22 protein-coding genes and 2 tRNA genes are annotated in these 24798 nt (G+C 70.5%); 16 read left to right on the top strand and 8 right to left on the bottom strand.

Annotated features, from left to right (window positions below; all coding sequences use genetic code 11):
- On the top strand, positions 1 to 2083 hold a 2083-nt coding region (locus tag Q0P88_RS13475), incomplete at its 5' end, for a family 20 glycosylhydrolase (RefSeq protein ID WP_295014882.1).
- Positions 2084 to 2169: 86 nt separating this feature from the next.
- Here the strand turns inward: Q0P88_RS13475 and treZ are convergent.
- The 4 genes from treZ to Q0P88_RS13455 are packed head-to-tail and all read right to left on the bottom strand — an operon-like array spanning position 2170 to position 8763.
- Positions 2170 to 3945, bottom strand: coding sequence for a malto-oligosyltrehalose trehalohydrolase (gene treZ, locus Q0P88_RS13470; protein WP_295014881.1), 1776 nt, complete (start codon positions 3943 to 3945; stop codon positions 2170 to 2172).
- Positions 3942 to 6290, bottom strand: coding sequence for a malto-oligosyltrehalose synthase (gene treY / locus Q0P88_RS13465; RefSeq protein WP_295014880.1), 2349 nt, complete (start codon positions 6288 to 6290; stop codon positions 3942 to 3944). The genes treZ and treY overlap by 4 nt, the downstream gene beginning before the upstream one ends.
- Complete coding sequence (glgX, locus tag Q0P88_RS13460) at positions 6287 to 8497, bottom strand: glycogen debranching protein GlgX (RefSeq protein ID WP_295014879.1); 2211 nt, start codon at positions 8495 to 8497, stop codon at positions 6287 to 6289. Before glgX ends, treY begins: the two co-directional genes overlap by 4 nt.
- Positions 8494 to 8763, bottom strand: a complete 270-nt coding sequence (locus tag Q0P88_RS13455) for a hypothetical protein (RefSeq protein ID WP_295014878.1) — start codon at positions 8761 to 8763, stop codon at positions 8494 to 8496. The genes glgX and Q0P88_RS13455 overlap by 4 nt, the downstream gene beginning before the upstream one ends.
- Positions 8764 to 8964: 201 nt before the next feature.
- Between Q0P88_RS13455 and Q0P88_RS13450 the strand changes: the two genes are divergently transcribed.
- Complete coding sequence (locus Q0P88_RS13450) at positions 8965 to 10902, top strand: sensor domain-containing diguanylate cyclase (protein WP_295014877.1); 1938 nt, start codon at positions 8965 to 8967, stop codon at positions 10900 to 10902.
- A gap of 55 nt (positions 10903 to 10957) precedes the next feature.
- On the opposite strand, the gene Q0P88_RS13445 is transcribed toward Q0P88_RS13450, so the two are convergent.
- On the bottom strand, positions 10958 to 11254 hold the full coding sequence (locus tag Q0P88_RS13445; RefSeq protein WP_295014876.1) for a hypothetical protein: 297 nt from the start codon (positions 11252 to 11254) through the stop codon (positions 10958 to 10960).
- Positions 11255 to 11294: 40 nt separating this feature from the next.
- Here Q0P88_RS13445 and Q0P88_RS13440 point away from each other — a divergent pair, with 40 nt between their 5' ends.
- Positions 11295 to 11552 carry a hypothetical protein gene (locus Q0P88_RS13440; protein WP_295014875.1) on the top strand — a complete coding sequence of 86 codons (258 nt, stop codon included), beginning with the start codon at positions 11295 to 11297 and terminating at the stop codon, positions 11550 to 11552.
- 51 nt (positions 11553 to 11603) lie between these two features.
- Here the strand turns inward: Q0P88_RS13440 and Q0P88_RS13435 are convergent, their stop codons facing one another.
- A complete protein-coding gene (locus Q0P88_RS13435; protein WP_295014874.1) occupies positions 11604 to 12386 on the bottom strand; it encodes an EAL domain-containing protein in 783 nt (260 codons plus the stop codon).
- 56 nt (positions 12387 to 12442) lie between these two features.
- Here Q0P88_RS13435 and Q0P88_RS13430 point away from each other — a divergent pair, with 56 nt between their 5' ends.
- From Q0P88_RS13430 to Q0P88_RS13400, 7 genes are all read left to right on the top strand, one after another.
- Entirely contained in the window at positions 12443 to 12751 is a 309-nt protein-coding gene (locus Q0P88_RS13430) for an ATP-dependent DNA ligase (RefSeq protein WP_295014873.1), read from the top strand.
- Positions 12752 to 13455: 704 nt separating this feature from the next.
- Positions 13456 to 13947 (top strand): FBP domain-containing protein, encoded by a 492-nt coding sequence (locus Q0P88_RS13425; RefSeq protein WP_295014872.1) that lies wholly within the window; start codon positions 13456 to 13458, stop codon positions 13945 to 13947.
- A 138-nt stretch (positions 13948 to 14085) separates the two neighbouring features.
- Positions 14086 to 14880, top strand: a complete 795-nt coding sequence (locus tag Q0P88_RS13420; RefSeq protein WP_295014871.1) for an enoyl-CoA hydratase/isomerase family protein — start codon at positions 14086 to 14088, stop codon at positions 14878 to 14880.
- Positions 14881 to 14988: 108 nt separating this feature from the next.
- Positions 14989 to 16032 carry a hypothetical protein gene (locus Q0P88_RS13415; RefSeq protein WP_295014870.1) on the top strand — a complete coding sequence of 348 codons (1044 nt, stop codon included), beginning with the start codon at positions 14989 to 14991 and terminating at the stop codon, positions 16030 to 16032.
- Positions 16029 to 16823 carry an inositol monophosphatase family protein gene (locus Q0P88_RS13410; RefSeq protein WP_295014869.1) on the top strand — a complete coding sequence of 265 codons (795 nt, stop codon included), beginning with the start codon at positions 16029 to 16031 and terminating at the stop codon, positions 16821 to 16823. The genes Q0P88_RS13415 and Q0P88_RS13410 overlap by 4 nt, the downstream gene beginning before the upstream one ends.
- 117 nt (positions 16824 to 16940) lie before the next feature.
- Positions 16941 to 17012, top strand: a tRNA-Thr gene (locus tag Q0P88_RS13405).
- Positions 17013 to 17037: 25 nt separating this feature from the next.
- A tRNA-Met gene (locus Q0P88_RS13400) sits at positions 17038 to 17111 on the top strand.
- Between the two features lie 200 nt (positions 17112 to 17311).
- On the opposite strand, the gene Q0P88_RS13395 is transcribed toward Q0P88_RS13400, so the two are convergent.
- Positions 17312 to 17458 carry a hypothetical protein gene (locus Q0P88_RS13395; RefSeq protein ID WP_295014868.1) on the bottom strand — a complete coding sequence of 49 codons (147 nt, stop codon included), beginning with the start codon at positions 17456 to 17458 and terminating at the stop codon, positions 17312 to 17314.
- Positions 17459 to 17738: 280 nt separating this feature from the next.
- Here Q0P88_RS13395 and Q0P88_RS13390 point away from each other — a divergent pair, with 280 nt between their 5' ends.
- Together Q0P88_RS13390 and Q0P88_RS13385 are read left to right on the top strand one after the other, a co-directional pair.
- Positions 17739 to 18383 carry an MIP/aquaporin family protein gene (locus Q0P88_RS13390; protein ID WP_295014867.1) on the top strand — a complete coding sequence of 215 codons (645 nt, stop codon included), beginning with the start codon at positions 17739 to 17741 and terminating at the stop codon, positions 18381 to 18383.
- A 155-nt stretch (positions 18384 to 18538) separates the two neighbouring features.
- Positions 18539 to 19021 carry a pyridoxamine 5'-phosphate oxidase family protein gene (locus Q0P88_RS13385; RefSeq protein WP_295014866.1) on the top strand — a complete coding sequence of 161 codons (483 nt, stop codon included), beginning with the start codon at positions 18539 to 18541 and terminating at the stop codon, positions 19019 to 19021.
- 34 nt (positions 19022 to 19055) lie between these two features.
- Here the strand turns inward: Q0P88_RS13385 and Q0P88_RS13380 are convergent, their stop codons facing one another.
- On the bottom strand, positions 19056 to 19688 hold the full coding sequence (locus Q0P88_RS13380) for a TetR/AcrR family transcriptional regulator (RefSeq protein WP_295014865.1): 633 nt from the start codon (positions 19686 to 19688) through the stop codon (positions 19056 to 19058).
- A 122-nt stretch (positions 19689 to 19810) separates the two neighbouring features.
- Here Q0P88_RS13380 and Q0P88_RS13375 point away from each other — a divergent pair, with 122 nt between their 5' ends.
- Genes Q0P88_RS13375 through paaZ form a run of 4 tightly spaced genes read left to right on the top strand, consistent with a single transcriptional unit; the run spans position 19811 to position 24657 of the window.
- Positions 19811 to 20995: a thiolase family protein gene (locus Q0P88_RS13375; protein WP_295014864.1), complete on the top strand. Its 1185-nt coding sequence runs from the start codon at positions 19811 to 19813 to the stop codon at positions 20993 to 20995.
- Positions 20995 to 21738: an enoyl-CoA hydratase/isomerase family protein gene (locus tag Q0P88_RS13370; RefSeq protein ID WP_295014863.1), complete on the top strand. Its 744-nt coding sequence runs from the start codon at positions 20995 to 20997 to the stop codon at positions 21736 to 21738. Before Q0P88_RS13375 ends, Q0P88_RS13370 begins: the two co-directional genes overlap by 1 nt.
- Complete coding sequence (locus tag Q0P88_RS13365; protein WP_295014862.1) at positions 21735 to 22601, top strand: 3-hydroxyacyl-CoA dehydrogenase family protein; 867 nt, start codon at positions 21735 to 21737, stop codon at positions 22599 to 22601. The genes Q0P88_RS13370 and Q0P88_RS13365 overlap by 4 nt, the downstream gene beginning before the upstream one ends.
- Before the next feature lies 1 nt (position 22602).
- Positions 22603 to 24657, top strand: a complete 2055-nt coding sequence (paaZ, locus tag Q0P88_RS13360) for a phenylacetic acid degradation bifunctional protein PaaZ (RefSeq protein ID WP_295014861.1) — start codon at positions 22603 to 22605, stop codon at positions 24655 to 24657.
- Positions 24658 to 24798 lie beyond the last annotated feature (141 nt).

The following is a 24798-nucleotide window of genomic DNA, read 5'->3' as shown; positions in this document are numbered from 1 at the left end:
ACCGTCGCACTGGCGGCGTGACTACAACCTGTCACCTATCCGTGCAGCAGTCCCCATCACGGATGCGCCGGATCTCGGGTATCGCGCGGTCTCCATCGACGTGGCACGGCGGTTCTGGACGGTCGCGGAGCTCAAGGACCAGATCCGTCGAATGGGGTGGCTCAAGCTCAACGCACTGCAACTGCACTTCAACGAGGACGAGGCCTTCCGCCTGGCCAGCACCAACTCGGCCTTCTCCGGTCTCGCCCCCGCATCGGATCGCTACACGCGGTCCGACATCCAGGACCTCGATGCCTTCGCCGCCGCTCACGGTGTGACGATCGTGCCCGAGATCGATACTCCGGCGCATTCGGCGGCGCTGACTCGGGTGGACTCGACGCGGTCGCTGGCCGCTCAGTGCGGGGCGAGCTACTCGGACGTCCTGGACGTGACGAGCACCTCGGTCAAGACCTGGGTCACGTCCGTCTACAGCGAGTTCCTCCCGTGGTTCCAGGGGCCGTACTTCCACATCGGCAACGATGAGGTGCCTACGACCTTGAACAAATGCGCGTACGTCACCGCAACGGGCAAGACGATCCAGCAGCTGCAGACCGACTTCGTGAACGAGCTCGACGCGACGGTCATCGCCGCGGGCAAGCGCACCGTTATGTGGGCCAACGGATCCGACATCCTGCCGAACTCCGACATCATGTTCGTGAACTTCGGATCGAGTGCCAACGCGGCCTCGCTGCGCAGCAACGGATACGACGTCATCGACACCTCCTGGGGCTCGGGCAGCTACCAGCGGTTCTTCGTCATCCCCGGAGCGATCGGCGATGCGCGCACGCCGGGAGCATCGTCGATCTACGGGTGGACGCCGAGTGGGGGAGCGCACTACGCGGGTGAACAGATCGCGACCTGGGCCGATGCCGCGAACACCGCGGACGCCGGATACTTCACCGCGCTCCTGCTCCCGCGACAGACGGCACTCGCCGAGCGGATCTGGAACACCTCGGCGACCACGGTTTCGTACAGCGTGTTCACCGCCCGTGCCGCTGCGGTGGGAGACGCCCCCGGCGTCACGGCGCAACCGACGGGTACGACGACCTCGGGGCAGCCGGTGCACACCTATGCGCTCGACGGCAAGACCCCTCTTCCCGCGAACCGGTTCAACAACCCGCCGTCCGGGTACGCCGACGGCGTCGGCGGCCTGTACGGAACCACGCCCAGCGGAAAGCCCGCGTCGGGCGCGACCGGGAAGGTCGGCAATGCGGTGACCTTCACCGCAGGCAGCAATCAGATGATCAACATCGGCGACGGCGACGCCCCGACGAGCTGGACGGTGACCACATGGGTGCGGCGCACCGCCGATGGGACGGACTCGTACCTGTTCGACGGCTGGTCCTCGGCGATCAAGCTCGAGCAGTACAACACCTCGCACCGCGTGGGGATCACGCAGTTCGGCGTCAAGGATTACTCCTTCGCGTACACCGTTCCGTTGAACGCTTGGACGCACCTCGCCATCGTCAGCGACGGGGCGGCGGGGACGAGCACGCTCTACGCGGACGGTGCAGCGGTGCAGACGATCGCAGGCAACGTACCCCTGCCCGGCGGCGCCCTCGGCGGACGTCGCGCGTTCGGCGGGCAGCTCGACGAGTTCCACATCTTCAACCAGGCGCTGACCGGGGCGCAGGTGACGGCGGACTTCACGGCCAACGCCAGCAACCTGCTCACGGGCGGCGTGGCCACCGCGTCCAGCGTGGAGACCTCGGCCTTCCCGGCGTCCGCGGCGATCGACGGCTCCCTGACCACCCGGTGGTCGAGTCTGCGCACCGATCCGCAGTCGATCACGGTGGACATGAACGGCACGCACACGGTCAGCAGCGTCCGCATCAACTGGGAGGCCGCCTACGCGAGCCAGTATCAGATCCAGATCTCGCCCGACAACGCGACCTGGACGACTCTCGCCACGCGCACGGGGACCGGCGGGAACGAGACGATCACGGGCCTCGCCGGTTCGGGGCGGTATCTGCGCATCCTCGGCACTCAGCGCGGCACGACGTACGGCTACTCGATCTGGGAACTGGCCGCATATGGGAGCTGACGCGCGAGCGCGCGCCTGATCCGGTGGGGTCGTCCTTGTGCAGGGGGCGGGCGAGATGGCGGTTGGCCTCTCGCCCGCCCCCTTCGTCACTGACGTCCTGGAACCGTCTTCACGAGAGGCCCGATCACGACGGCCGACTCCGGCGGCAGCGTGATCCGCGTCTCCTCGACGATCGGGAGAGCCGTTCCGACGAGGACCGCGCTGTCGACAGGGCGGGAGAAGGCGACGGCGTCCGCGGTGAGGTTCACCAGGATCGCGACATCCCCGCGATCGATCCGCCACGCGCGTGCGCCGGGTCCCCCCGCGACGACGAGCCGCACGCTGTTCTCCGCGGCGTCCGGGTCGGTGAGCTCGGGACGGGCGCGGCGCAGAGCGATCAGGTCGCGGTGCAGCGCGAGCAGCCGGGCGTGCGCCGGATCCGAAATCTCCGCCCAGTCCAGATGCGAGCGCGCGAACGTCTCCGGATCCTGCGGGTCGGGTACGGTCGTCGGATCCCAGCCCATCCGTGCGAACTCCGCGATCCGTCCCTCGGCGGTAGCCCTGCCCAGCTCGGGCTCGGGATGCGCGGTGAAGAACTGCCACGGCGTGGAGGCGCCCCACTCCTCGCCCATGAACAGCATCGGCGTGCCGGGCGCGGTCAGCACGAGCACGGCGGCCACGGCGAGACGGTCCGTCGAGAGCGTCGCGCTCAGCCTGTCCCCTGTCGCCCTGTTGCCGATCTGATCGTGATCCTGGGCGAACGTGACGAGCCGCCACGTGGGCACCTCCGGGGGGATCGGCGCCCCGTGCGCGCGGCCGCGGAACGAGGAGAAGGTGCCGTCGTGGAAGAACCCGCCCCGCGTGACCTTTCCGAGAGCGTCCGGGTCGGCGAAGTCGGCGTAGTACCCCGCGACCTCCGCGGTGAGCGCGACGTGCACGGCGTGATGCCAGTCGTCGGACCACTGCGCGGTCAGGCCGTAGCCCCCCGCCTCGCGCGGCAGGATCAGGGTCGGATCGTTCAGATCGGACTCGGCGATGAGCGTCAGCGGGCGGTTCTGCTGTGCGGAGAGCGCGTCGACCCGCTCCGCGAGCTCGCGGAGGATGTGCACCGGGCCGTCGTCGTGCAGGGCGTGCACGGCGTCGAGCCGAAGGCCGTCGACGTGGTGGTCCCTCAGCCACATCAGCGCGTTGTCGACGATGTAGGCACGGACCTCGGGCTCGTCCAGGTCGATCGAGTCGCCCCAGGTGTTGCGCGAGCCTTCGCGCAGGTACGGGCCGAACTCCGGAAGGTAGTTGCCGCTCGGGCCGAGATGGTTGTAGACGACGTCCTGGATCACGGCCAGCCCGCGGGCGTGGGCGGCGTCGACGAAGCGCTGGTAGGCGCGCGGGCCGCCGTACCCGTCGTGCACCGCGTACCAGAGCACCCCGTCGTAGCCCCAGTTCCATGCCCCGTTGAAGGCGTTCACGGGCAGCAGCTCGACGTGGGTGATCCCGAGTTCGACGAGGTGGTCGAGCCGGTCGATGGCCGCATCCAGCGTGCCCTCCGGGGTGAAGGTCCCGATGTGCACCTCGGAGATCACCCCACCCGCCAGCGGTCGTCCCTGCCAGGCGCCGTCGGTCCAGGGGAAGCCACGGGGATCGTAGACCGCGGAGGCGGCATGGACGCCCTCGGGCTGCCAGCGCGAGCGCGGATCAGGGCGCAGCCGCTCGTCGTCCCCGAGGAGGAAGCCGTAGCGCTCGCCGTCGCCGAGGGTCAGGTCGCCGCGCCACCACCCTGCGCGGTCGTCCGCGCGCGCGAGCTCCTGCTCCTGCCGGATCCGGCCGTCGGGGTCGAGCACGCGCACCCGCACCCGATCGGCCCGCGGCGCCCAGACCGCGATCATCGCTCGACCCGCAGCAGCGCGACGGGATAGTCGGCGAGCAGCTCGGCGATGCGGATCGTGCCGGAGCCGAACCGGCGCCCGGTGAGCGCGTCGATCACCGGCAGCTCGGATCCGAGCAGCACGGTGTCGCCCCATCCCCCGGCGCGGGCGAGACCGGCGGGGAGCCGGGTCGCCACGACGACCACCCCTCCGCGGTCCACGGCGACGGCGTGCGCCGCCGCGCTCCCCACGACGGCGGCCGGACGATGGATCCGGAACAGCTCGGGATGATCGCGACGCAGCCGCAGGGCGCGGGAGGTGACGAGCAGCTTGGCGCGCCCCGAATCGTCGATCGGAGGGAGGACGCCCCGGGAGACCTCCTCGTCGAGAGCGCGCAGCAGTTCGCGGCGCTCGGCGAAGTCCACGGGCCGTCGGTTGTCCGGGTCCACGAGGGAGAGATCCCACAGCTCGGTGCCCTGATACACGTCGGGCACGCCCGGCGCGGTGAGCTGCAGCAGTTTGGCCGAGAGCGAGTTCGACCGTCCGTGCCCCTCGATCTCGGCGACGAAGCGCGAGACGACGTCGCGGGCGGCGCCGTTCGCGGCGTCGGCGAGCGCCTCGAGCCCGGCCTCGAAAGCCGGGTCGGGGTCCTGCCAGCTCGTGCGCTCCCCGGCCTCCCTCGCCGCTTTCGTCGCGTACGCGAGAAGGCGATCGGAGGGGATCGGCCACGCGCCGACGGCGGCCTGCCAGAGCAGGGCGTCGAGCGGCCCGTCTCCGGTCGACGCGATCGCGCGGAGCTCGTCGAGCACCGTCCCCCAGCGTTCGGGGATCTCGGACAGCACGGCGAGCCGTGCGCGGACGTCCTCCGAGCGCTTCGTGTCGTGCGTCGAGAGCGCCGTCAGGGAGTGCGGCCAGGTCGCGAGACGCTCCTGCTGGGCGGCGTGGAACGCGGCCGCGTCGAGGGCGCCGACGGAGGGATCGCCGCCCACCTCGGTGAGCGAGCCGAGCCGGGTGAAGCGGTAGAAAGCGGTGTCCTCCACGCCTTTCGCCATGACCGCACCGCTGACCTGAGGGAACCTCTGCCCCAGCTCGGTCGTCGGATCCGCGAGCAGCGGAGCCAGTTCGTCGATCGCGCCGGCGAGCTCGGGACGGCGGCGGCGGGCCTCGGCGATCGCCTCGTCGAGGTGCTGCGCGCCGGCGGGGAGGTAGGAGCGGTACACGGGGAAGCACGCGAGGATCTCGGTCAGCGCGTCGCTCGCCCCGACGATGCCGAAGGGGAGCGCCCGGACGAGCCTCAGCACCTCGGAGCGCAGGATGCCCTCCGCGATCCCGCGCTTGGTGTCGTGCGTGAGGTCCGCCCACGCCGGGGCGGGCGGCAGACCGGTCTCCGCGCGCAGGCGGGCGTCGAGGGCGTCGAGCGCGTCGACGCCCTCGGGATCGACGAGGATCCGGTCGAACTCGACGAGCGCGTCGTATCCGGTCGTGCCGTCGGTGCGCCACCAGGGCGGAAGCTGCTCGCCGGGCTCCAGGATCTTCTCGACCACCGTGTAGACCGCGCCGGTCGCGTCGGCGAGGCTTTCGAGATAGCCGGTCGGGTCGGCCAGGCCGTCGGGATGGTCGACGCGGATGCCGTCCACGAGTCCCTCGCGGATCCAGCGGACGATCTCGGCGTGCGAACGCGCGAACACGTCCGGCAGCTCGACGCGGATCGCGGCGAGCTCGGAGACGGCGAAGAACCGCCGGTAGTTCAGCCCGTCGTTCTGGTCGCGCCAGTGCCGGAGCTCGTAGTGCTGGGCGTCGAGGAGAGCGGGGAGGTCGTCCGCGAGCGCGGACGTTCCCGGGGCCAGAGGCAGGACGTGATCGAAGTATGCGAGGGTGCCGTCCGGCGCATCCGCCGCCGGAGCGGGGTCCACGACGATCTGGCCGGAAGCGAGCGCCTCGGCCGGCGAGCCGCCCAGGAGCGGCAGCACGATCCTGTCCCCGCCGCGGCGCCAGTCCACGTCGAACGCGACGGCGAACGGCGAGGTCCGTCCGAGACGCAGCACGTCCCACCACCACGGGTTCTGCCGCGGTGCGGAGACGCCCATGTGGTTGGGCACGATGTCGACGAGCACGCCCATCCCGCGCGCGTGCGCGGCGGCGGAGAACGCCTCGAGACCGGCGCGCCCTCCGCGCGACGGATCGACGCGCGAGGGATCGACGACGTCGTACCCGTGATCGGATCCGGCGGTCGCGGCGAGCAGCGGCGACAGGTAGGCCCAGGAGGCCCCCAGATCCTGCAGGTAGGGCAGCACGTCCGCGGCACGGGCAAGGGGGAAGCCTGCGGTGATCTGCAGCCGGTAGGTCGATCGAGGACGGAAGGTCATCGGCGCGTCTCCGGGAGAGGGGCGGGGGCCGGGGTCTCCGCGAGCTCGATCTGCATGCGCAACGAGGCCTCCACGGAGTCGTCGTGCACCGTCGGCGCGGTGTCCGTCTCGCGGAGGACGAGCATCGATCCCGCACCGAGGGAGGTGCTGTCGCCCGCGGTGAGCGGGGCCGCCGCCTCCACGTCTCCGGCGGTGTCGACGACCACGTCCCAGCTCTCGCCGTAGCGCGCGTCGGGGATCATCAGGTCCACGCCGTCGTCTCCGCTGTTGAAGTACACGAGGAAGTTTTGGTCGGTGATCGGGCGGCCCTGCCGGTCCTGCTCGCGGATCCCCTGTCCGTTGAGGAACATGCCGATCGCGCGCCCGAAGCCCGAGTCCCAGTCCTCCGGCTGCATGGTGCGCCCGTCCGGACGCAGCCACACGACGTCGGGGACCCGCGCGCCGTCGTCCTGGCGCACAGGACGGCCGTCGAAGAACCTGCTGCGCCGGAACGTCGGATGCAGGCGTCGCAGCCGCGCCAGGGCGGCCGTGAACTCGATGAGCGGGACGTCCGCCCCGTCCCAGTCGACCCAGGTCACCTCGTTGTCCTGCGCATAGCCGTTGTTGTTGCCGCGCTGCGTGCGGCCCATCTCGTCGCCGTGCGAGATCATCGGCACGCCCTGGGAGAGGAGCAGCGTGGCGAGCAGGTTGCGCTGCCGCCGCGCACGGCGCCGGTTGATCTCCGGATCGTCCGTCGGACCCTCCGCGCCCAGGTTGTCGGAGCGGTTGTGGGACTCCCCGTCCGCATTCCCCTCGCCGTTCGCGTCGTTGTGCTTCTCGGCGTAGCTGACCAGGTCGCGCAGGGTGAAGCCGTCGTGCGCGGTGACGAAGTTGATCGACGCGACGGGACGACGCCCCGAGTGCTCGTAGAGGTCGGCGGATCCGGTCAGCCGGGATGCGAACTCGCCGAGCGCCTGCGGCTCCCCGCGCCAGAAATCGCGCACCGTGTCGCGGTACTTGCCGTTCCACTCCGACCACTGCGGAGGGAAGTTGCCGACCTGATACCCGCCGGGACCCACGTCCCACGGCTCGGCGATGAGCTTCACCTGCGAGACGATCGGATCCTGCTGCACCAGCTCGAAGAACGTGGACAGGCGGTCGACGTCGTAGAACTCGCGTGCGAGCGTGGACGCCAGGTCGAAGCGGAACCCGTCGACGTGCATCTCGGTCACCCAGTAGCGCAGCGAGTCCATGATGAGCTGCAGCGCGTGCGGGCTGCCGGCGTTCAGGCTGTTGCCCGTGCCGGTGTAGTCGGTGTAGTAGCGGCGGTCCTCCTCGAGCCGGTAGTAGGCCTCGTTGTCGATGCCGCGCATCGACAGGGTGGGGCCGAGGTGGTTGCCCTCCGCGGTGTGGTTGTAGACGACGTCGAGGATGACCTCGATCCCGGCGGCGTGCAGGGCCTGCACCATCGCCTTGAACTCCTGCACCTGCTGGCCGCGCTCCCCGCCGGAGGCGTAGGCGTTGTGCGGCGCGAAGAACGCGAGGGTGTTGTACCCCCAGTAGTTCGACAGACCCTTCTCCTCCAGGCCGCTGTCGTCGACGAACTGGTGCACGGGCATGAGCTCCAGCGCTGTGACCCCGATCCGGGAGAGGTGCTCGATCACCGCCGGATGCGCGATGCCGGCGTAGGTGCCGCGCAGCCGTTCCGGGATGTCGGGGTGGAGGTTCGTCAGGCCCTTCACGTGTGCCTCGTAGATCACGCTCTGGGCGTAGGGCGTCTTGGGTTGCCGGTCGCCCGCCCACTCGAAGAACGGGTTGATCACGACGCCCTTGGGCATGATCGCCGCGGAGTCCTCGTCGTTGCGGGAGTCGGGATCCCCGAAGTCGTACCCGAAGGCGGCCTGCCCCCAGGCGATGCGCCCGTCGACGGCCTTCGCGTAGGGGTCGAGGAGCAGCTTGTTCGGATTGAACCGCTTGCCCGCGGCGGGATCCGAGGGGCCGTGCACGCGGTAGCCGTACAGCTGGCCGGGCTGCACGGTCGGCAGATACCCGTGCCACACGTAGGCGTCGACCTCGGTGAGGTCGACCCGCTCCTCGTTCCCTGCGTCGTCGAACAGGCAGAGCTCGACGCGCTCGGCGCCCTCGCTGAAGAGCGCGAAGTTGGTCCCCTGGCCGTCGAAGGACGCGCCGAGGGGATGCGCGGAGCCGGGCCAGACCTCGCGGCTCATCCGGCGGTCCGGGAGGACCGGGCCTGCGCCGCGTGATCCTGCACGGTCTTCACCGCGAGCTCGAAGTCGTGCACCTGGGCGATCTCGATCGACATGGGATAAGGATGCCCCAGATAGCAGACGAAGAGGGGAGGAACGACGTCGACGTATCCGACCACGCCCGTGAGCATGACCGCGTAGCGGTCGACGTCCACGCGCTCGTAGCCGTCCCTGCTCTCGTGCGCGTTCTCTTTCGGCGCCTGGATCCCGTGGGCTTTCGTGGACATGTCGCGCCTCTTCCTGGCGGACCGGTGGCCGCCTTCGGGACCGACGGTACGGCGCAAGCCGTGCCTGCGCGCCCCGATTGCCCCGCCTCCCGCGACCGGCTATATTTCGCGCGGCGGCCGATGGTGCGCCAGGGGTCGATCGATGACTTAGGCTGGGCCAACGGGGGTCGAGCTGCGACCGCCATGCGGAAGGACTCTTTCATGGCGGACACCTTCGCTCTCTCGCCCGAGGAGGAGGCCCGTCGGGTCGCGGAAGAGGCGGTACGTCTCGCCAAGTGCGTCACGGAGGAGATCCGTGCGATCGGCCGCATCCAGTCCTACGGATTCCTGGTCGGCATCGACGAGGAGACCGGGACGGTCGTCATCGCGAGCGCGAACGCCGAGCACCTGCTCGGGCAGGATCTGCGCGCGCACAGCAGCCGCCTGCGGTGGATCCTGGAGCACGCCTCCGCCGTGGACCCGGTGCGGGCGGAGGTCGACGGTCGCGAGGTCGACGTGATCGTGCACCGAGGCACGGATCCGCTGCTCATCGAGTGCGAGCCGGTCGTGCCGGAGCTCGAGTACGCGAGGACCGCGGTCGTCGGCGCGATCCAGCGCGTCTCTGCGGTGACCGAGATCGAGGATCTGCCGCTCGCCGCGGCGCAGGAGATCAAGGAGCTGACGGGGTTCGACCGGGTCATGGTCTACGACTTCCACGAGGACGGACACGGTCAGGTCGTCGCGGACGAGCGCGAGCCGGGCATGGAGCCGTACTTCGGCCTTCACTTCCCCGCCTCGGACATCCCCGCTCAGGCGCGCGCGCTCTATCTCGAGAAACGCTCGCGCGTGATCGCGGACACCGAGGATCCCGGCGCCGCGGTGCTCACGCTCCTGCCGGAGGAGCGCCCGGTCGATCTCGGACCTGCGGAGCTCCGCGCGGTCTCGCCGCACCACATCGCGTTCATGCGCAACATGGGCCAGGCGGCGACGTTCTCGCTCTCCCTCGTGGACGAGGGGCGCCTGGTGGGCCTCATCACCTGCGCCCATCGCGCGCCGCGTCGCCTCCCTGTGCTGCTGCGGAGGGCGCTCGAGGTCCTCGCCGCGCAGATCTCCACCCAGCAGGCGTCGCTGCGTCGGATCCGCGAGCTCCAGCGCCGTCTCGACGCCCAGGAGCGTCGCTCCGCCGTCGTCGCGACGCTGTTCGAGCGGACGGTCCCGGGCGAGGCGCTCACCACCGGGCGGCGCACCCTGCTCGACATCGTCCCGTCGGACGGCGCCGTGATGCGCCACGACGGGGAGATCCACACCGTCGGCGTGGTCCCGCCGCCGGGCGACGTGATGGCCGTCGTCGACGCCCTCGGGCCAGGCAGGCACGTCGTGGAGGCGCTGCCGCTGACGAACCCTGAGCTGGCCGCGCGGATCCCCGGGATCGCCGGCCTGCTCGTCGTCCCCCTGGGAGACGAGGATGCGGTCGTGTACGTGCGCAGCGAGGTCGCTCAGACCGTCGAGTGGCTGGGCGATCAGCGCTCGGGCAACCGCGACGACGCGCTGTCGCCGCGACGATCCTTCTCGGCCTGGCGCGAGAGCGTGACAGGGCGCAGCCTTCCCTGGGGCAGGCACGCGCAGGACGCGTTCGATTTCGGCGACGGCCTGCGCGGTGCGCTCGACGCCCGTGCCCAGGCCGCACTCGCCGACCTCGCCCTGCACGATCCGCTGACGGGGCTGTACAACCGCCGCTTCCTCGACGACCTGCTCAGCGAGCTGTCCGACGAGGAACGCGATCGCGCGACCGTCGCGTTCTTCGACGTCGACGACTTCAAGAGCGTCAACGACACGCACGGCCATGCGACCGGTGACGTGGTGCTGCAGGTGATCGCCCAACGGCTGCTCGCCGCCGTGCGCGCCGAGGACTACGTCGTCCGGCTGGGCGGCGACGAGTTCCTCGTGGTCTGCCGCGACACGGGTCTCGCCCAGGTGACCGGGATCGCGCAGCGCGCCCTGGACGCCATCGTGCACCCGATCCGCACGGAGGTGGACGGCCCGACGATCTCGGTACGGATCTCCGCAGGTGTGGTCGCGGGCGGGTACGACACCGTCGCCGCCGCCGATGAGGCGATGTACCGCGCCAAGAGGGCCGGCGGGGGACGGATCTCGTTCTAGACGGAGCTCGTCCTCGTCGCGGATGTGCCGCGTCCGTACCCTGCTCGGGACGGGCTCAGGAGGGGACGGGCTCCGGCACGAGGCGCAGGCCGCCAGGGGAGTTCGCCGTGTCCACGAGCTCCTGCAGCCACAGTCGGTTGATCTCCGGCATGGGGCCGTCGTACTCGAAACGCAGCGTGACCTCGGGGGAGACCCACATCGCCTGCCGTGCGCCGGTGGTCGCGTCGGCCAATGCCAGCGCCAGGCTCTCGTGGCGGCGCAGCTTCGCGAGGATCACGAGCTCGAAGTGGGCGAGCGTGCGGTCGTCGAGCGGAAAGGTTGCCGGAGTCGCACCGTAATGAAGGAAGCCCACGTGTCGAGTCTAGGGTGTGCGCGGACGATAGCCTGAGGACATGGCGATCGTGAACCGACTGACCGTGGATGGCCGCGACTACTTCCTGCCGGATCCGGTCACCGAGCTGAAGCAGCAGATCCTGGCCGCGATCAAGGAGGGCGGAGGGTACGTGAACATCCCGCCGCTGCGGGGCGGCCCTGGCATCGACATCCTGTTCTCGCCCGGCATGCCCGTGACATGGTCGCAGATCGATGTGGGGGAGCAGCACGCCCCCGCCGAGGACGCCACGGGCGGCGCCGACGAGTTCGACGTCTGAGCGCGACGCGGGGATGAGCCGGTGGCTCTGAGTCGGCCCCCGGACACGGTCTCAGCGGGACGCTGCCTCGAACTGCTCGGCCGATACGGGACGGCCCCAGAGGAAGCCCTGCCCGCGATCGCAGCCCCGACGCACGGCGCGTTCGAGATCCTGGACCGTCTCGATCCCCTCCGCGACGACGCGCCAGCCGTGCTCGCGGGCGGCGTCGACGAGCTCTCCCACGATCCGGTCCGCCTGCGCATCGGTCCGCTGCGCAAGCGATCGATCGATCTTGACCTCGGCGATCGGGAGACCCGCGATCGACTCGATGGTCGTGTCCCCCGCCCCGAAGTCGTCGACCGAGACCCCGATCCCGGCGGCGTGCAGGCTGGCGAGCGGCCCCGTCATCACGGCGCGGAACTGGGGGGAGGGGGTCTCCGTGATCTCTACCGTGAGCATCGCCGGATCCAGCCCCGCCTCGCTCGCGCAGCGGATGGCGGCATCCGCGTACGTCGACGAGAAATGCGTCGGCGCGGCGTTCACCGCGAGCGCGAGCGGGCGACCGCGGGTGCTCCACCGGACCACCTGGCGCACCGCCCGGCGCAGGACGGCGATGTCGAGGGCATCCAGGAACTCTCCCTGCTGGGCGAGCGGGATGAACGCATCGGGCGGCACATGGCCGAGGGTCGCGTGCTTCCAGCGCGAGAGGGCCTCGACGCCGATGGGCCGTGCTTCACGCAGGCCGTCGTTCCACACCTCGGACAGATCCCACTGCGCCTGATAGGCGATGTCGAGCTCCCCATCCCTCAGAGCCTGGGCGAGGTCTCGCGGTCGGAGCGGAGCATACGCGTTCATCGGAGTCTCCGCTCTGCGCGCGTACACCGGTAATCTGCTCGGTTAGGCTGATTCCGATGGGCACTCTCACCTACGACGCCAAGATCACCGTCTCGTTCGACGACCGCGTGCTCGCTCACCTGCAGCAGGTGATCTGGGCCAAGCTGCGTCGGGGCGAGTCCTTTCCCTTCACGTGGTCGGACCCGATGCGCACCGGTCTCGGTCGCACATCCGTCTGGCTGACGCCGAACGCGCCGCTGTCGTTCCAGTACTTCGGAGGTCGCACGCCCACGCTCAACCCCGCGTGGATCGACGTGCTCACGAAGTCCGCGAACTCGCCCGGCGGCCTTTTCCTCGTGCCCGAGCCGGACGGCGGGCCGGTCTAGAGCGAGACCCATGTGGACCGCCTCCTGCGTCGCGGACGGAACGCATCACGGATCGCGACCGTGACCCGGGAGAGGAATCCTGGGGGATGCAGCGCCGACATGCGACCGCCTCCTGATACTCGACGAACAACTCCATCGAAGCGGATGGCGCCGCCGCGAAGGTGCCCTTGACGAACCGCGCGCGCGGCGTTAGTTTACGGCTCCCGCGTGCGCGGCGGTGCGCAGCGGCGCATCGATGTCGTACGTGTGCTGAACCAAGCGACGCGATGTCGGCGAGGGTCGCGCCGCTCTCGCGTATCAGGGGATGTCGGTGTTGTTGTTGATCCCCAGTTGGAACAGCTCGCCGTCCCAACAGCAGAGGAGTGCGGTAGCCGATCGGCCATCGAGCAACCCGCTCCCTATCCGCCGCGGCCTCCTCGGCTCCCGGTGGACACACCGGGTGAGCGAGGCGCCACTGAGCACGGTCGTCCGGGCGCCGTTCTGCCAGTCCCGCAGATCGACCGTCCTGATTCCTTGACGGGTGCCGAAGATCGTCGCGAACTCGACTGCGGAGATCGTGCGCACGCTCGTCTGCGATGCACGGATGGGCGCCCGCGATCACGTTAATAGTTAGTGGTCACTTGATAACCGAGTTCTCCGCACTGTCCCCCGTTTTTCGCCGCTGTCCGAGACCGTTGCCCGCGCGGCTTCCTAGACTGGACGCCATGCGTGCGCTCACCGAAGACGAGATCCGGGCCTCGTTCCGCAACGCGGAGCCTGACGAGATCGAACGGATCGCGATGCCGCATGATCTGCTGCTCGCCGAGTGGGACTACCTCGACTTCTTCGCCTGGCGGGATCCCGTCGCGTCGAAGAACGGCTACATCGTCGTCGAGACGGACGGCGAGCCGATCGGGATCGTGCTGCGCGCCGCGGATCCCTCCCGGGCGCGGTCGGGGATGTGCAACCTCTGCCACACGATGCAACCCGGCACGCAGGTGGCGCTCTTCGCGGCGCGGCGGGGAGGGGAAGTCGGGCGCACGGGGGCGACCGTGGGCACGTACATCTGCGCCGACCTCTCCTGCCACGAGAGCGTGCGTCTCGCTCCGCCGCTCGCGCCGAGCGAGGTGCGCGGCGATCGGCATGCCGACCGGCGCCTGGACGGCACCCATCGCCGGGTCCATGCCTTCGTCGGCACGGTGCTCGGCGGATCCTGAGGATCCTCGGGCCGACCGTTCGACTGGGCCTCAGGCTCAGGACTTCTGGAACTCAGTGCCAGGGATGTGATCTGGGCGGGTTAGGCTGTTCGGGCGGTCGGACGGCCGCACGATCGCCGACGATCCCGGGGAGTCCGCATGACCGAGCCGCTGTTGTACCGCGTCGACGACGGGCTCGCCCGGATCACGCTGAACCGCCCTCAGCGGCTCAACGCGTTCAACGCGGAGCTCGCCGAGGCCTGGGCCGAGGCCACGGCCGCCGCGACGCACGACACCGCGGTGGGAGCGATCCTCGTCGAGGGCACGGGGCGCGCCTTCTGCGCCGGGGGCGACGTCATCGACATGGCGACCACGATGGGCGGCGCGGGGGAGGACATCGAGCGCCTCGCGAAGCTCATCCACTCGGGCATCGCCGCACTCGTCGACGCGGCGGTTCCCGTCGTCGCGGCCGCGCACGGCACGACCGCGGGCGGGGGGCTGGGCATCCTGCTCGCCAGCGACTACGCCGTGATCGGATCGGACTCGAGCATCGGCAGCCGCTACGCCAACGTCGGTCTCACCCCCGACCTCTCCGTGAGCGCGCAGCTGGCGGTCGCCGTGGGCGAGCGGCGGGCCCTGCAGCTGCTGCTCACGGACCGGATGCTGTCGGCCGAGGAGGCCGTCGCGTGGGGGATCGCGGCGGAGTCCGTCGGATCCGGAGACGCGGAGGCGAACGCCGCGGCCGTCCGCGAGCGCGCGGAGCAGGTCGCCCGTTTCTGGCTCGCGGGCGCCTATCGTGCCTACGGCCAGGCGAAGCGCCTGGTCCGATCACGTCCGTCCCGTTCCTTCCACGGGCAGCTCGACGAGGAGGCGCGGACGATCGCCGCCGCGTTCGCCGGCGGAGAGGCGCAGGAGCTGATCGCGGCGTTCGCGGCGAAGTCCCGCGGTCGGTGATCTTCCCTCACAGCCGAGACTCCACGCCGGTTCTCCTCCGATCCTGACGACCCCGTCGACGCTCGCGCGCAGCGTGCGAGGATGAGAGCACATCCGAACGGGGGAGACATGACGAAGACGCCGACACGCGAGAAGTCCGGTCCGAACACGTCCCTGATGATCCGGGGCGCGATCTGGATCGCGATCGGCGCGCTCGTCGCCGCGGCCCTGGTCTGCGTGGTCTGGGTGCTCACCGGTGACCAGCAGGGTCTGGTCGGACGTGCGTTCCTCACGATCGTCCTGCTCGCGGCCTTCGCCGGCATCGCGATCCTGGAGGCGGGGTTGGCCCCGCACCGCGAAGACTGGTTGACCCTGCTCAGCATGATCGCCTGGGTGGTCGCGCTGCTCGTCGGTGCCGTGAAGATCTGGCTGCCCGACGACACCATGTACTTCGGTGGCGCCGAGCGCTTCCTGCAGCTGCTGCTGGTCGTCGCGACCCTGCAGCTCGCCCTTCTCCACGTGCGTCTGTACCGCCGTGCGGTCGCGCGTCACCGCACCACGCTCACGCGCGCCATCGCCGCCGCGACGTATGTGTTCCTCGGCGTGCTCGTGGCCATGCTCGTCTTCTTCCTCACCTTCCCCGAGACTTTCCGCTACGAGGAGCTCTATTGGCGGATCGTGGTGGCGCTGACGATCCTCGCGGCGGTCGGCACGATGCTGATCCCGCTGCTGAACGCGCTGTTCGCTCCGAAGACACCGCGGCCGGCGGGGGTATCGCAGCACCTCCCGGCCCCGCACGCGGCGCGGTCGGTGAGTGCGGCCGCTGTCGAGCCGTTGCCGTGGCCGACCTACGCCGACGCTCGGACGCCGCTGCCCATGCTCGTGGACGGCAGCCCCGACTGGAACGCCTATTACACCGGCGTTCCGGCCGCCGGAGCGACCGTATTCCCCACGCCGTCGGATCCGCAGCTCTCCGCGGCGTCGCCGGATCCGTCCGTCTCTGCCGCGTTTCCCGTGCCTGTCGCCGCGGGAGATCACCAGATCGACGAGACGCCCGGTCTCCCGGTGAGTGGCGAACAGGGGGATCTGACGATCCCGCCGCGGCCCGCGCCGCCCCTGGGGACGGAAGGCGCGCCGTTCCCGTCAGCTCCGCCGGCCCCGCCGCGCGCATGACCGCTCCCACGGAGCTGCGCGACCTCGCCGTCGAGATCGCCAGGGAGGCGGGTGAGCTGGCCCGTCGTCGGCGTGCGGAGGGAGTGGCGCTCGCCGCGACCAAGACGTCGCTCGCCGACATCGTCACCGAGGCCGACCGCGAGGTCGAGGCGCTCATCCGGGCCCGGCTCGATGAGGCACGTCCCGAGGATGGCTTCCTCGGGGAGGAGTCGGGCGGCGGCGCAGGGACGAGCGGCGTCACCTGGGTCGTGGATCCGATCGACGGCACCGTCAACTACGCTTTCGGAATGCCGCTCTACGCAGTCAGCATCGCGGCGGTGCGCGGAACGGATCCGGACGACTGGACCGCGCTCGCGGGTGTGGTGTACTCGCCGGTCGTCGGGGAGACGTTCTCGGCGGCGCGCGACGAGGGCGCGGAACTCGACGGCGTCCGGCTGCGCGTCTCAGAACCCGGGGCTGCGGGCGCACTGCTCGCGACGGGCTTCGGCTACGACCCGAGCACGCACGCGGGAGATCTGGCGACAGTGGGGCGCGTGATGCCGATGGCGCGCGATCTGCGACGCAGCGGCAGCGCCGCCACGGATCTCGCATACGTCGCGGCGGGGCGGCTGGACGGGTATTTCGAGCGGGGTCTGCAGCCGTGGGACTTCGCCGCCGGGGCGCTGCTCGTCCGGGAGGCGGGTGGCGTGTTCCGCCGTCCGGAACCGGCCGACGTCGTGCGCCGCCTCACCCTCGCGGGCGGTGCGGAGCTGGTCGACGAGCTCTCCCGGCGCGTCCTTCCGCACGTCTGAACGGGCGCGAGCGGGGTGTCCGGCGCGCTCCCGGGCGTGTCGCCGTGTGACCGGCACCGATTCGTTCGTGTGCGGATTCTTTGGTATTCTCGTCTGGTTGCCCGCTGAGGGCAGCACGCCCCGATAGCTCAGTGGCAGAGCACTTCCATGGTAAGGAAGGGGTCGTCAGTTCAATCCTGACTCGGGGCTCGCAGCATCCACGCGGATGCCGTGCGGCAGGGTAGCTCAGTTGGTGAGAGCGCACGACTCATAATCGTGAGGTCGCGGGTTCAAGCCCCGCTCCTGCTACAGATCAAGACCCCCGGATTCCCGGGGGTTCTGTCGTATCCGGGGGTCGGCCTGGACGACGACGTGCCGCCAGGAGCAGTGGTGGCAGCGCATTGTCCGGTCGATCCCCAAGCACGCGGATCCGGTTCGCCGCCACGATGCGGGAGCGGGGGATCGAGCACCGCACCCGTCCCCACCGCGGCCCGGTTCCGGCTCGCCGGTCAGGAGGCTTGTGGCAGGATCCGCAGCGCGATGAGCAGCCGCGTCCACGCCCCCGTCCGCCGCGGAGGCACGTGGAAGTCGGGATCGACGTCGATCCGCGGGTACAGGGGCAGGCGGGGGACATCGGTGTGGGCATCGGACGTCATCGTCGCCTCCGTCTCATCGGGGTTCCAGGATTCCGAATAACGGAATAGAAATACTGGATACTGGAATAGTAGAGTTCGAGACGTCGCCGGTCAAGGGGTCTCGCTCCCTGTCGATCCCCCTCGATCGTCGACGTCACGGTTCCGGACGCTCGTTCGGACGCCGATAACCCGACCGCGATCTCGAGGGCGCGTCCTGCGGCGCGTGGGGCGAGACCGCCCTCCCTCCCTCCCTCCCTCCCGACCTGCGACAAGAAACCTGCGACAAGAAGAGGCAATCCCTATGACCGGTACTGCTCGGAGCGCTCTCGCTGAGGCGATCTCGACGTTCCTGTTCGTGTTCAGCATCATCGGTGCGACCAACAGCAAGAGCCCGTTGGCTGCTCTCGCCATCGGTCTCGCGCTGACGGTGCTCGTCTACGCCTCCGGGCACATCTCCGGGGGGCACTTGAACCCCGCGGTGTCGCTGGGTGTGCTGCTGCGCGGGAGGATGACCGTCGTCGAGTTCGGCGTGTACGTCGTCTCCCAGTTCGTCGGCGCGGCGCTCGCGGCGCTGGTCAGCACGATCGTCTGGCCGCACGCACCCCAGGCCGCCGAGATCCACATCGGCCCGGCGTTCCTGGCCGAAGCGCTGTTCACGCTCGCCCTCGTCTGGGTGGTGCTGAACGTCGCGACGTCCAAGGACCACCCGGGCAACTCTTTCTACGGTCTGGCGATCGGTGGCACGGTGTTCGTCGGCGCGGTCGCGGTCGGCAGCATCTCCGGCGGCGGATTCAACCCCGCCGTGGCTCTGGGCTTGTGCATCAGCGGACAGTTCGACTGGGCCAACCTCTGGCTCTACATCGTCGCGCCGCTCCTGGGCGCCGCGATCGCCGCGCTCCTGTTCCGCGTGCTCAACAGCGACGACCTGAAGAAGATCGCCGCCTGACCACGGATCCCGAGAACGCCCCGCGCAGACCGCGCGGGGCGTTCCTCGTCTCCGCCTCCGGCTCGCCCGCGTCGCCGCAAGCGCATATCGAACCACATTCCTCGATCCGATGCACCCCGGTTCCGCCGATCGGCGCCCCGGGTCAGGATGGGCGCATGACTGATGACATCGAGATCGTCCGGACCATCCTCAAGAAGGCACGCACGGCGTCGGTGACGACCGTCGCGTCCTCCGGCGAACTGCACAGCCGACCGTTGGGCGTGCTCGACGGCGAGTTCGAGGGGACCCTCTGGTTCTTCACCGAGGACCCGAGCGCGAAGACCGCCGAGATCGCCGCCCATCCCTCCGTCAACGTCTCGGTCGGCGACGGCAAGGGCTGGCTCTCGTTCGCCGGATCCGCCCGGGTGACCCGGGATGCCGAGCGCATCGACCAGTTCTGGAACCCGTGGGCCGACGCCTACTTCGACGGCGGGCGCGACGACCCGTCGGTCGCGCTCCTGGAGATCGAGGTCTCCTCGGTGCGCTATTGGGATCTCGACAAGCCCGCCGTGGTGACCGCGTACGAGATGGTCAAGGGGATCCTCACCAAGAGCCGTCCGGACCTCGGCGAGGACGGCGTCGTTCACCTCGACGACTGATCCGCGACCGCGCGCTGACCGGGCCGGGATACGGTCAGCGTGCGCGGAGGCCGTCGAACACGACGAGGGTGACGTCGCGGGCCAGTTCCTCCGGACGGAGGGATGTATGCCCGGGGCGGTACCACTCGATGATCGAGTTGATCATGCCGAAGAGCAGTCGCGTGGTCACGGAGGGGCGGATGTCGGCGCGCAGCGCCCCCTCGCGCTGAGCCTGCTCGACGAGGCGCGCGACGCGCTGGTCGAATGCGCGGCGACGCACGAGCGCGGCCCTCTCGACGTCGCTGTTGCCGTGGACGCGCAGCAGGAGAGTCACCTGCGGCAGTCGGCTCGTGAGCACGCCCACCGCGCCCTCGATCACGGTGACGAGCTGCGTCTCCGCGGTGCGGTCGTCCGCGAGTGCGTCCTCCAACACCGCCTCGAGGCCGCTGAGGGCGTCGTCGAGCGCGATCTGGAGGATCTGCTCCTTCGAGGCGAAGTGGTGGTACAGCGCCGCCTTGCTCAGGCCCAGTCGCTCGGCCAGCGCGGCCACGCTCGTCGCGTCGTACCCCTGTTCGTTGAACAGGCGCACGGCGATCTCGAGCACCTGCGCGCGGTCGTACCCCGGACGGCCGCGGCGGGCACGGGGTGGATCCGTCGCGTCGGCGGTCTCGGCGGTCGGCGTGCTCATCGGCCTCATTCTCCCATCGTGGCCGACTTGCCCGGCCCCGTGTGCATCTGCAATCCTTTTACCTAACGATCGGTCGGGAAACAAGGCCGTGGACGTGTCGACGACGACTCGGGAGGATCACGATGACCCAGGCCTACCTCGTCGGCGGCGTGCGGACGCCGATCGGACGTTACGGCGGAGCGCTCGCCGGCGTGCGCCCGGACGACCTCGCCGCGCTGGTCGTCCGCGACGCGGTGCGGCGCGCGGGGATCCCCGATGACGGGATCGACGAGGTCCTGCTCGGCGCCGCGAACCAGGCGGGGGAGGACAACCGCAACGTCGCGCGCCTGGCGACGCTGCTCGCCGGCCTGCCCGATACGGTCCCGGGGATGACGGTCAACCGGCTGTGCGCGTCGGGGATGTCCGCCGTCGCGCTCGCCGGTCAGGCGATCCGTGCGGGCGATGCGGATGCCGTGGTCGCGGGCGGCGTCGAGTCGATGACCCGAGCGCCCTGGGTGCAGGCGAAGCCGGAGCGGGCCTGGGCGAAGCCCGGCGCCGCCTTCGACACGTCGATCGGCTGGCGCTTCACCAACCCGCGCCTCGCCGCACGCGAGAAGGCCACGTTCTCGATGCCGGAGACCGCGGAGGAGGTGGCGCGCCTCGACGGCATCACCCGGGAGGACGCCGACGCCTTCGCGCTGCGCAGCCACCGCCGCGCGATCGCCGCGATCGATGCGGGACGCTTCGCGGACGAGATCGTCGCGGTGCCGACACCGCGCGGGACGGTCGACACCGACGAGGGCCCGCGACGCGACACGACGGCGGAAGCGCTCGCCGCGCTGCGCCCCGTCGTCGAGGGCGGTTCCGTCGTCACCGCCGGCAACGCTTCCTCCCTGAACGACGGCGCGAGCGCGATCCTCGTCGCAGGTTCCGAGGCGATCGAGCGCCACGGACTGCGGCCGAGGGCGCGGATCGTCGCGTCGGCGTCGGCGGCCCTCGCCCCCGAGATCATGGGGCTCGGTCCGGTTCCCGCCACCGAGAAGGCGCTCGCGAAGGCCGGTCTCACCGTCGCCGACCTCGGCGCGGTGGAGCTGAACGAGGCCTTCGCATCGCAGTCGCTCGCCTCGATGCGACGGCTCGGGATCGATCCCGAGATCGTCAACGCCGACGGCGGGGCGATCGCGCTGGGGCATCCTCTCGGTGCGAGCGGATGCCGGATCCTGGTGACGCTGCTCGGACGGATGGAGCGCGAGGGCGCCCGCTACGGTCTCGCGACCATGTGCGTCGGAGTCGGGCAGGGCACCGCCATGATCCTGGAGCGCGTGTGATGACCGACGCGAGCCTGCGGATCGAGCGCTTCGCGGACAGGGTGGTCGCGACCCTCGACCGCCCCGCGGTGCGCAACGCGATCGACCAGGCTCTCATCGACGCGCTGCACGCGCTGTGCACCGAGCTGGAGGAGGATCCGCGGATCCTGATCCTCACCGGCGCGGGCGGGATCTTCGCCTCGGGCGCCGACATCGCCCAGCTCCGCGCACGCCGCGCGGAAGACGCGCTCGCAGGGATCAACACGCACGCGTTCCGGCGGATCCGCAGGCTGCCGATGCCCGTGATCGCGGCCATCGACGGCTACGCGCTCGGCGGCGGTGCGGAGCTCGCGTACGCCGCAGACCTGCGCCTCGGCACGCCGCGCACGCGCATCGGCAACCCCGAGACGGGCCTCGGCATCCTCGCCGCCGCCGGCGCGACCTGGCGGTTGCCCCAGATCGTCGGCGAGGCGCGCGCGACGGAGCTGCTGCTGACGGGGCGCGTGCTCGACGCGCAGGACGCCCTCGCCTGGGGAATGCTCGGATCCGTGCACGAGCCGGAGGAGCTGCTTCCCGCCGCCCACGCGCTCGCGGACCGCATCGCACAGAACGATCCGCTCGCGACGCGGGCGACGAAGACCGCGCTGCTGGCCCCGGCCGACCGCCATCCCGAGATCGAGCTCGAACTGCAGGCGGAGCTCTTCGAGAGCCCCGAGAAGCATCGCCGCATGACCGCGTTCCTGGAACGGAGGAAGAACCGATGAGTGCAGAGGATCCGACGACGCCCGCGCGGGTCGGGGTGCTGGGCGGAGGCCGCATGGGGGCGGGGATCGCGCACGCCTTCCTCCTCGCCGGATCCGCCGTCGTGGTGGTCGAGAGGGACGCGGCGGCGGCGGACGCGGCCGAGGAGCGCATCCGGGTGAGCCTGCGCCGCTCGATCGACCGGGGTGCGACGGTGCGATCGTTCGAGGGCCTCGTCGCCGATCTCTCGCTCGGGACGGATGCGGAATCCTTCGCCGACAGGGAGCTCGTCGTCGAGGCGGTTCCGGAGGATCGCGCGCTCAAGCGGGACAGCCTGCGCCGGATCGAGGACGCGGTCCGTGCAGACACGGCGATCGCCTCGAACACCTCCTCGATCTCGATCGACGACCTCGCCGCAGACCTCCGCCGTCCCGAGCGCTTCCTGGGCCTGCACTTCTTCAACCCCGTGCCCGCGTCGGCGCTCGTCGAGGTGGTCATCGGATCCGAGACGGCGCAGGGTCTCGCGCAGAGCGCCCGCTCCTGGGTGGAGGCGCTCGGCAAGACCCCGGTGGTCGTCGCGGACGCCCCGGGTTTCGCCTCGAGCAGGCTCGGCGTCGCCCTCGCGCTGGAGGCGATCCGGATGCTCGAAGAGGGCGTCGCGACGGCAGCCGACATCGACGCCGCGATGGAACTCGGATACCGCCACCCCACCGGGCCGCTGCGCACGACCGATCTCGTCGGGCTCGACGTGCGCCTCGGCATCGCGGAGGAGCTGCACGCGAAGCTCGGAGAACGCTTCGCGCCTCCGCAGCTGCTGCGCGACCTGGTCGCGGACGGGCACCTGGGCCGCAAGTCCGGCCGCGGATTCTACGAATGGAGCGAATGACATGACCGACCTGCTGCCGAGCTACGTGCAGGGATCCTGGTGGACGAGCGGATCCGACGGGGGAACGGTGGTCCGCGACGCATCCACGGGAGAGGAGATCGTCCGCGTCGACACGACCGGGATCGATCTGGCGGGTGCGCTGGAGTACGCCAGGACGGTCGGACAGCGCAGTCTCGGCGCGCTCACGTTCCATCAGCGGGCCATGCTGGTCAAGCAGATGGCGATCGTGCTCACCGCGCACAAGGACGAGCTGTACGAGCTGTCGAAGCGGAGCGGATCGACCGTCCGCGACTCCTTCGCCGACGTGGACGGCGGGATCGGGGTGCTCTTCACGTTCTCGTCGAAGGGGCGTCGGGAGCTCCCCAACGCCCGGGTGCTCCTGGACGGCCCCGTCGAGCCGCTGTCGAAGGACGGATCCTTCCTGGGGCGGCACGTCTATACGCGCCTGCCCGGTGTCGCACTGCAGATCAACGCGTTCAACTTCCCGATGTGGGGGGCTCTGGAGAAGTTCGCGCCCGCCTTCCTGGCCGGGGTCCCGTCGATCGTGAAGCCCGCGACGCCGACCGCGTACGTCGCGGAGGCCTGGGTGCGGATCCTCGTCGAGGCGGGGCTGCTGCCGGACGGATCGCTGCAACTCGTGAGCGGGTCCCTGCCGGGCGTGTTCGAGATGCTCCGCCTCGGCGACGCGGTCTCCTTCACGGGCAGCGCCACGACGGCGCGGGGTCTGCGCGCCCAGACGCCGGAGGGCGTGCGCTTCACGAGCGAGACCGACTCGATCAACGCCTCCGTGCTCGGTCCGGATGCGACGCCGGGAACCCCGGAGTTCGACGCCTACGTGAAGCAGCTCCTGGTCGAGTTGACGACGAAGGCGGGGCAGAAGTGCACCGCGATCCGCCGTGCGATCGTGCCGACGGCGCTCGTCGCCCCTCTCGTCTCGGCGCTCGAGGACAAGATCGCCGAACGCGTCGTGATCGGCGATCCGCACTCCGATCGCGTGACGATGGGGCCGCTCGTCTCGCTGGCGCAGCGCGACGAGGTGCTGCGCCAGGTCGAGGCACTCCAGGACGCGGGCGGGGAGCTGATCCTGGGCTCGGTCGCGCCGCCGCAGGTCGTCCACGCAGACGGATCGGTCGGTCCTGCGCCCGAGGGGGCCTTCGTCGCGCCGCTGCTCGTGGGGTTCGCGGCGACGCAGACGCCCGCCGTGCACGAGGTCGAGGCGTTCGGACCCGTCGCGAGCGTGCTCGGCTACGACAGTCTCGCGGAGGCGGCCGACCTCGTCGGGCGCGGAGGGGGATCCCTCGTGACGAGCGTCGCGACGCACGACCCCGCCGTGGCCGCGGAACTGCTCACCGGGATCGCGGCCTTCAACGGGCGCGTGCTGTTCCTCGACCGCGACGACGCTCGCACCTCGACCGGTCACGGATCCCCGGTTCCCCACCTCGTGCACGGCGGGCCAGGGCGGGCTGGAGGGGGCGAGGAGCTCGGCGGCATCCGCGCGGTGACGCATTTCATGCAGCGCACCGCGATCCAGGGAACGCCGGAGATCCTGACGGCGCTGACCGGCGTCTGGCACACGGGGGCGGGGACGGATCGGGCCGTGCACCCCTTCCGTAAGTCGCTCGCCGATCTGCGACTCGGCGACCAGGTCGAGTCGGGGCTGCGCGCGCTGTCGCTCGACGACATCGAGGCCTTCGCCCACTCCACCGGCGACACGTTCTACGCGCACATGGACGAGGAGGCTGCCGAGGCCAATCCCTTCTTCGGCGGTCGCGTCGCGCACGGCTATCTGCTCGTCTCCTGGGCGGCGGGTCTGTTCGTGTCGCCGGAACCGGGCCCCGTGCTGGCCAACTACGGGCTGGAGAACCTGCGTTTCGTGACGCCCGTCAAGCCGGGAGACTCGATCCGGGTCACGCTCACGGCCAAGCAGATCACTCCCCGCGAGACCGATGACTACGGCGAGGTGCGCTGGGACGCGGTGATCCACAACCAGCGCGACGAGGTCGTCGCGACCTACGACGTGCTCACGCTCGTGGAGAAGGAGCCCGTCGCCGCCTGAGCTCTTCGGAACCGTCGCGCGGGTTCGTCTGGGGGCCGTCGAGCGAGGCCGCGGGGCTGGTGCTCTGTGTGGTCGTTGAGCGAGGGCGCGGGGCTGGTGCTCTGTGTGGTCGTTGAGCGAGGGCGCGGGGCTGGTGCTCTG

The organism is uncultured Microbacterium sp. (genome assembly GCF_945952435.1).
GTDB lineage: Bacteria > Actinomycetota > Actinomycetes > Actinomycetales > Microbacteriaceae > Microbacterium.
The sequence above is the reverse complement of the archived record's forward strand: the minus strand, read 5'-3'. Positions and strand labels throughout refer to the sequence as shown.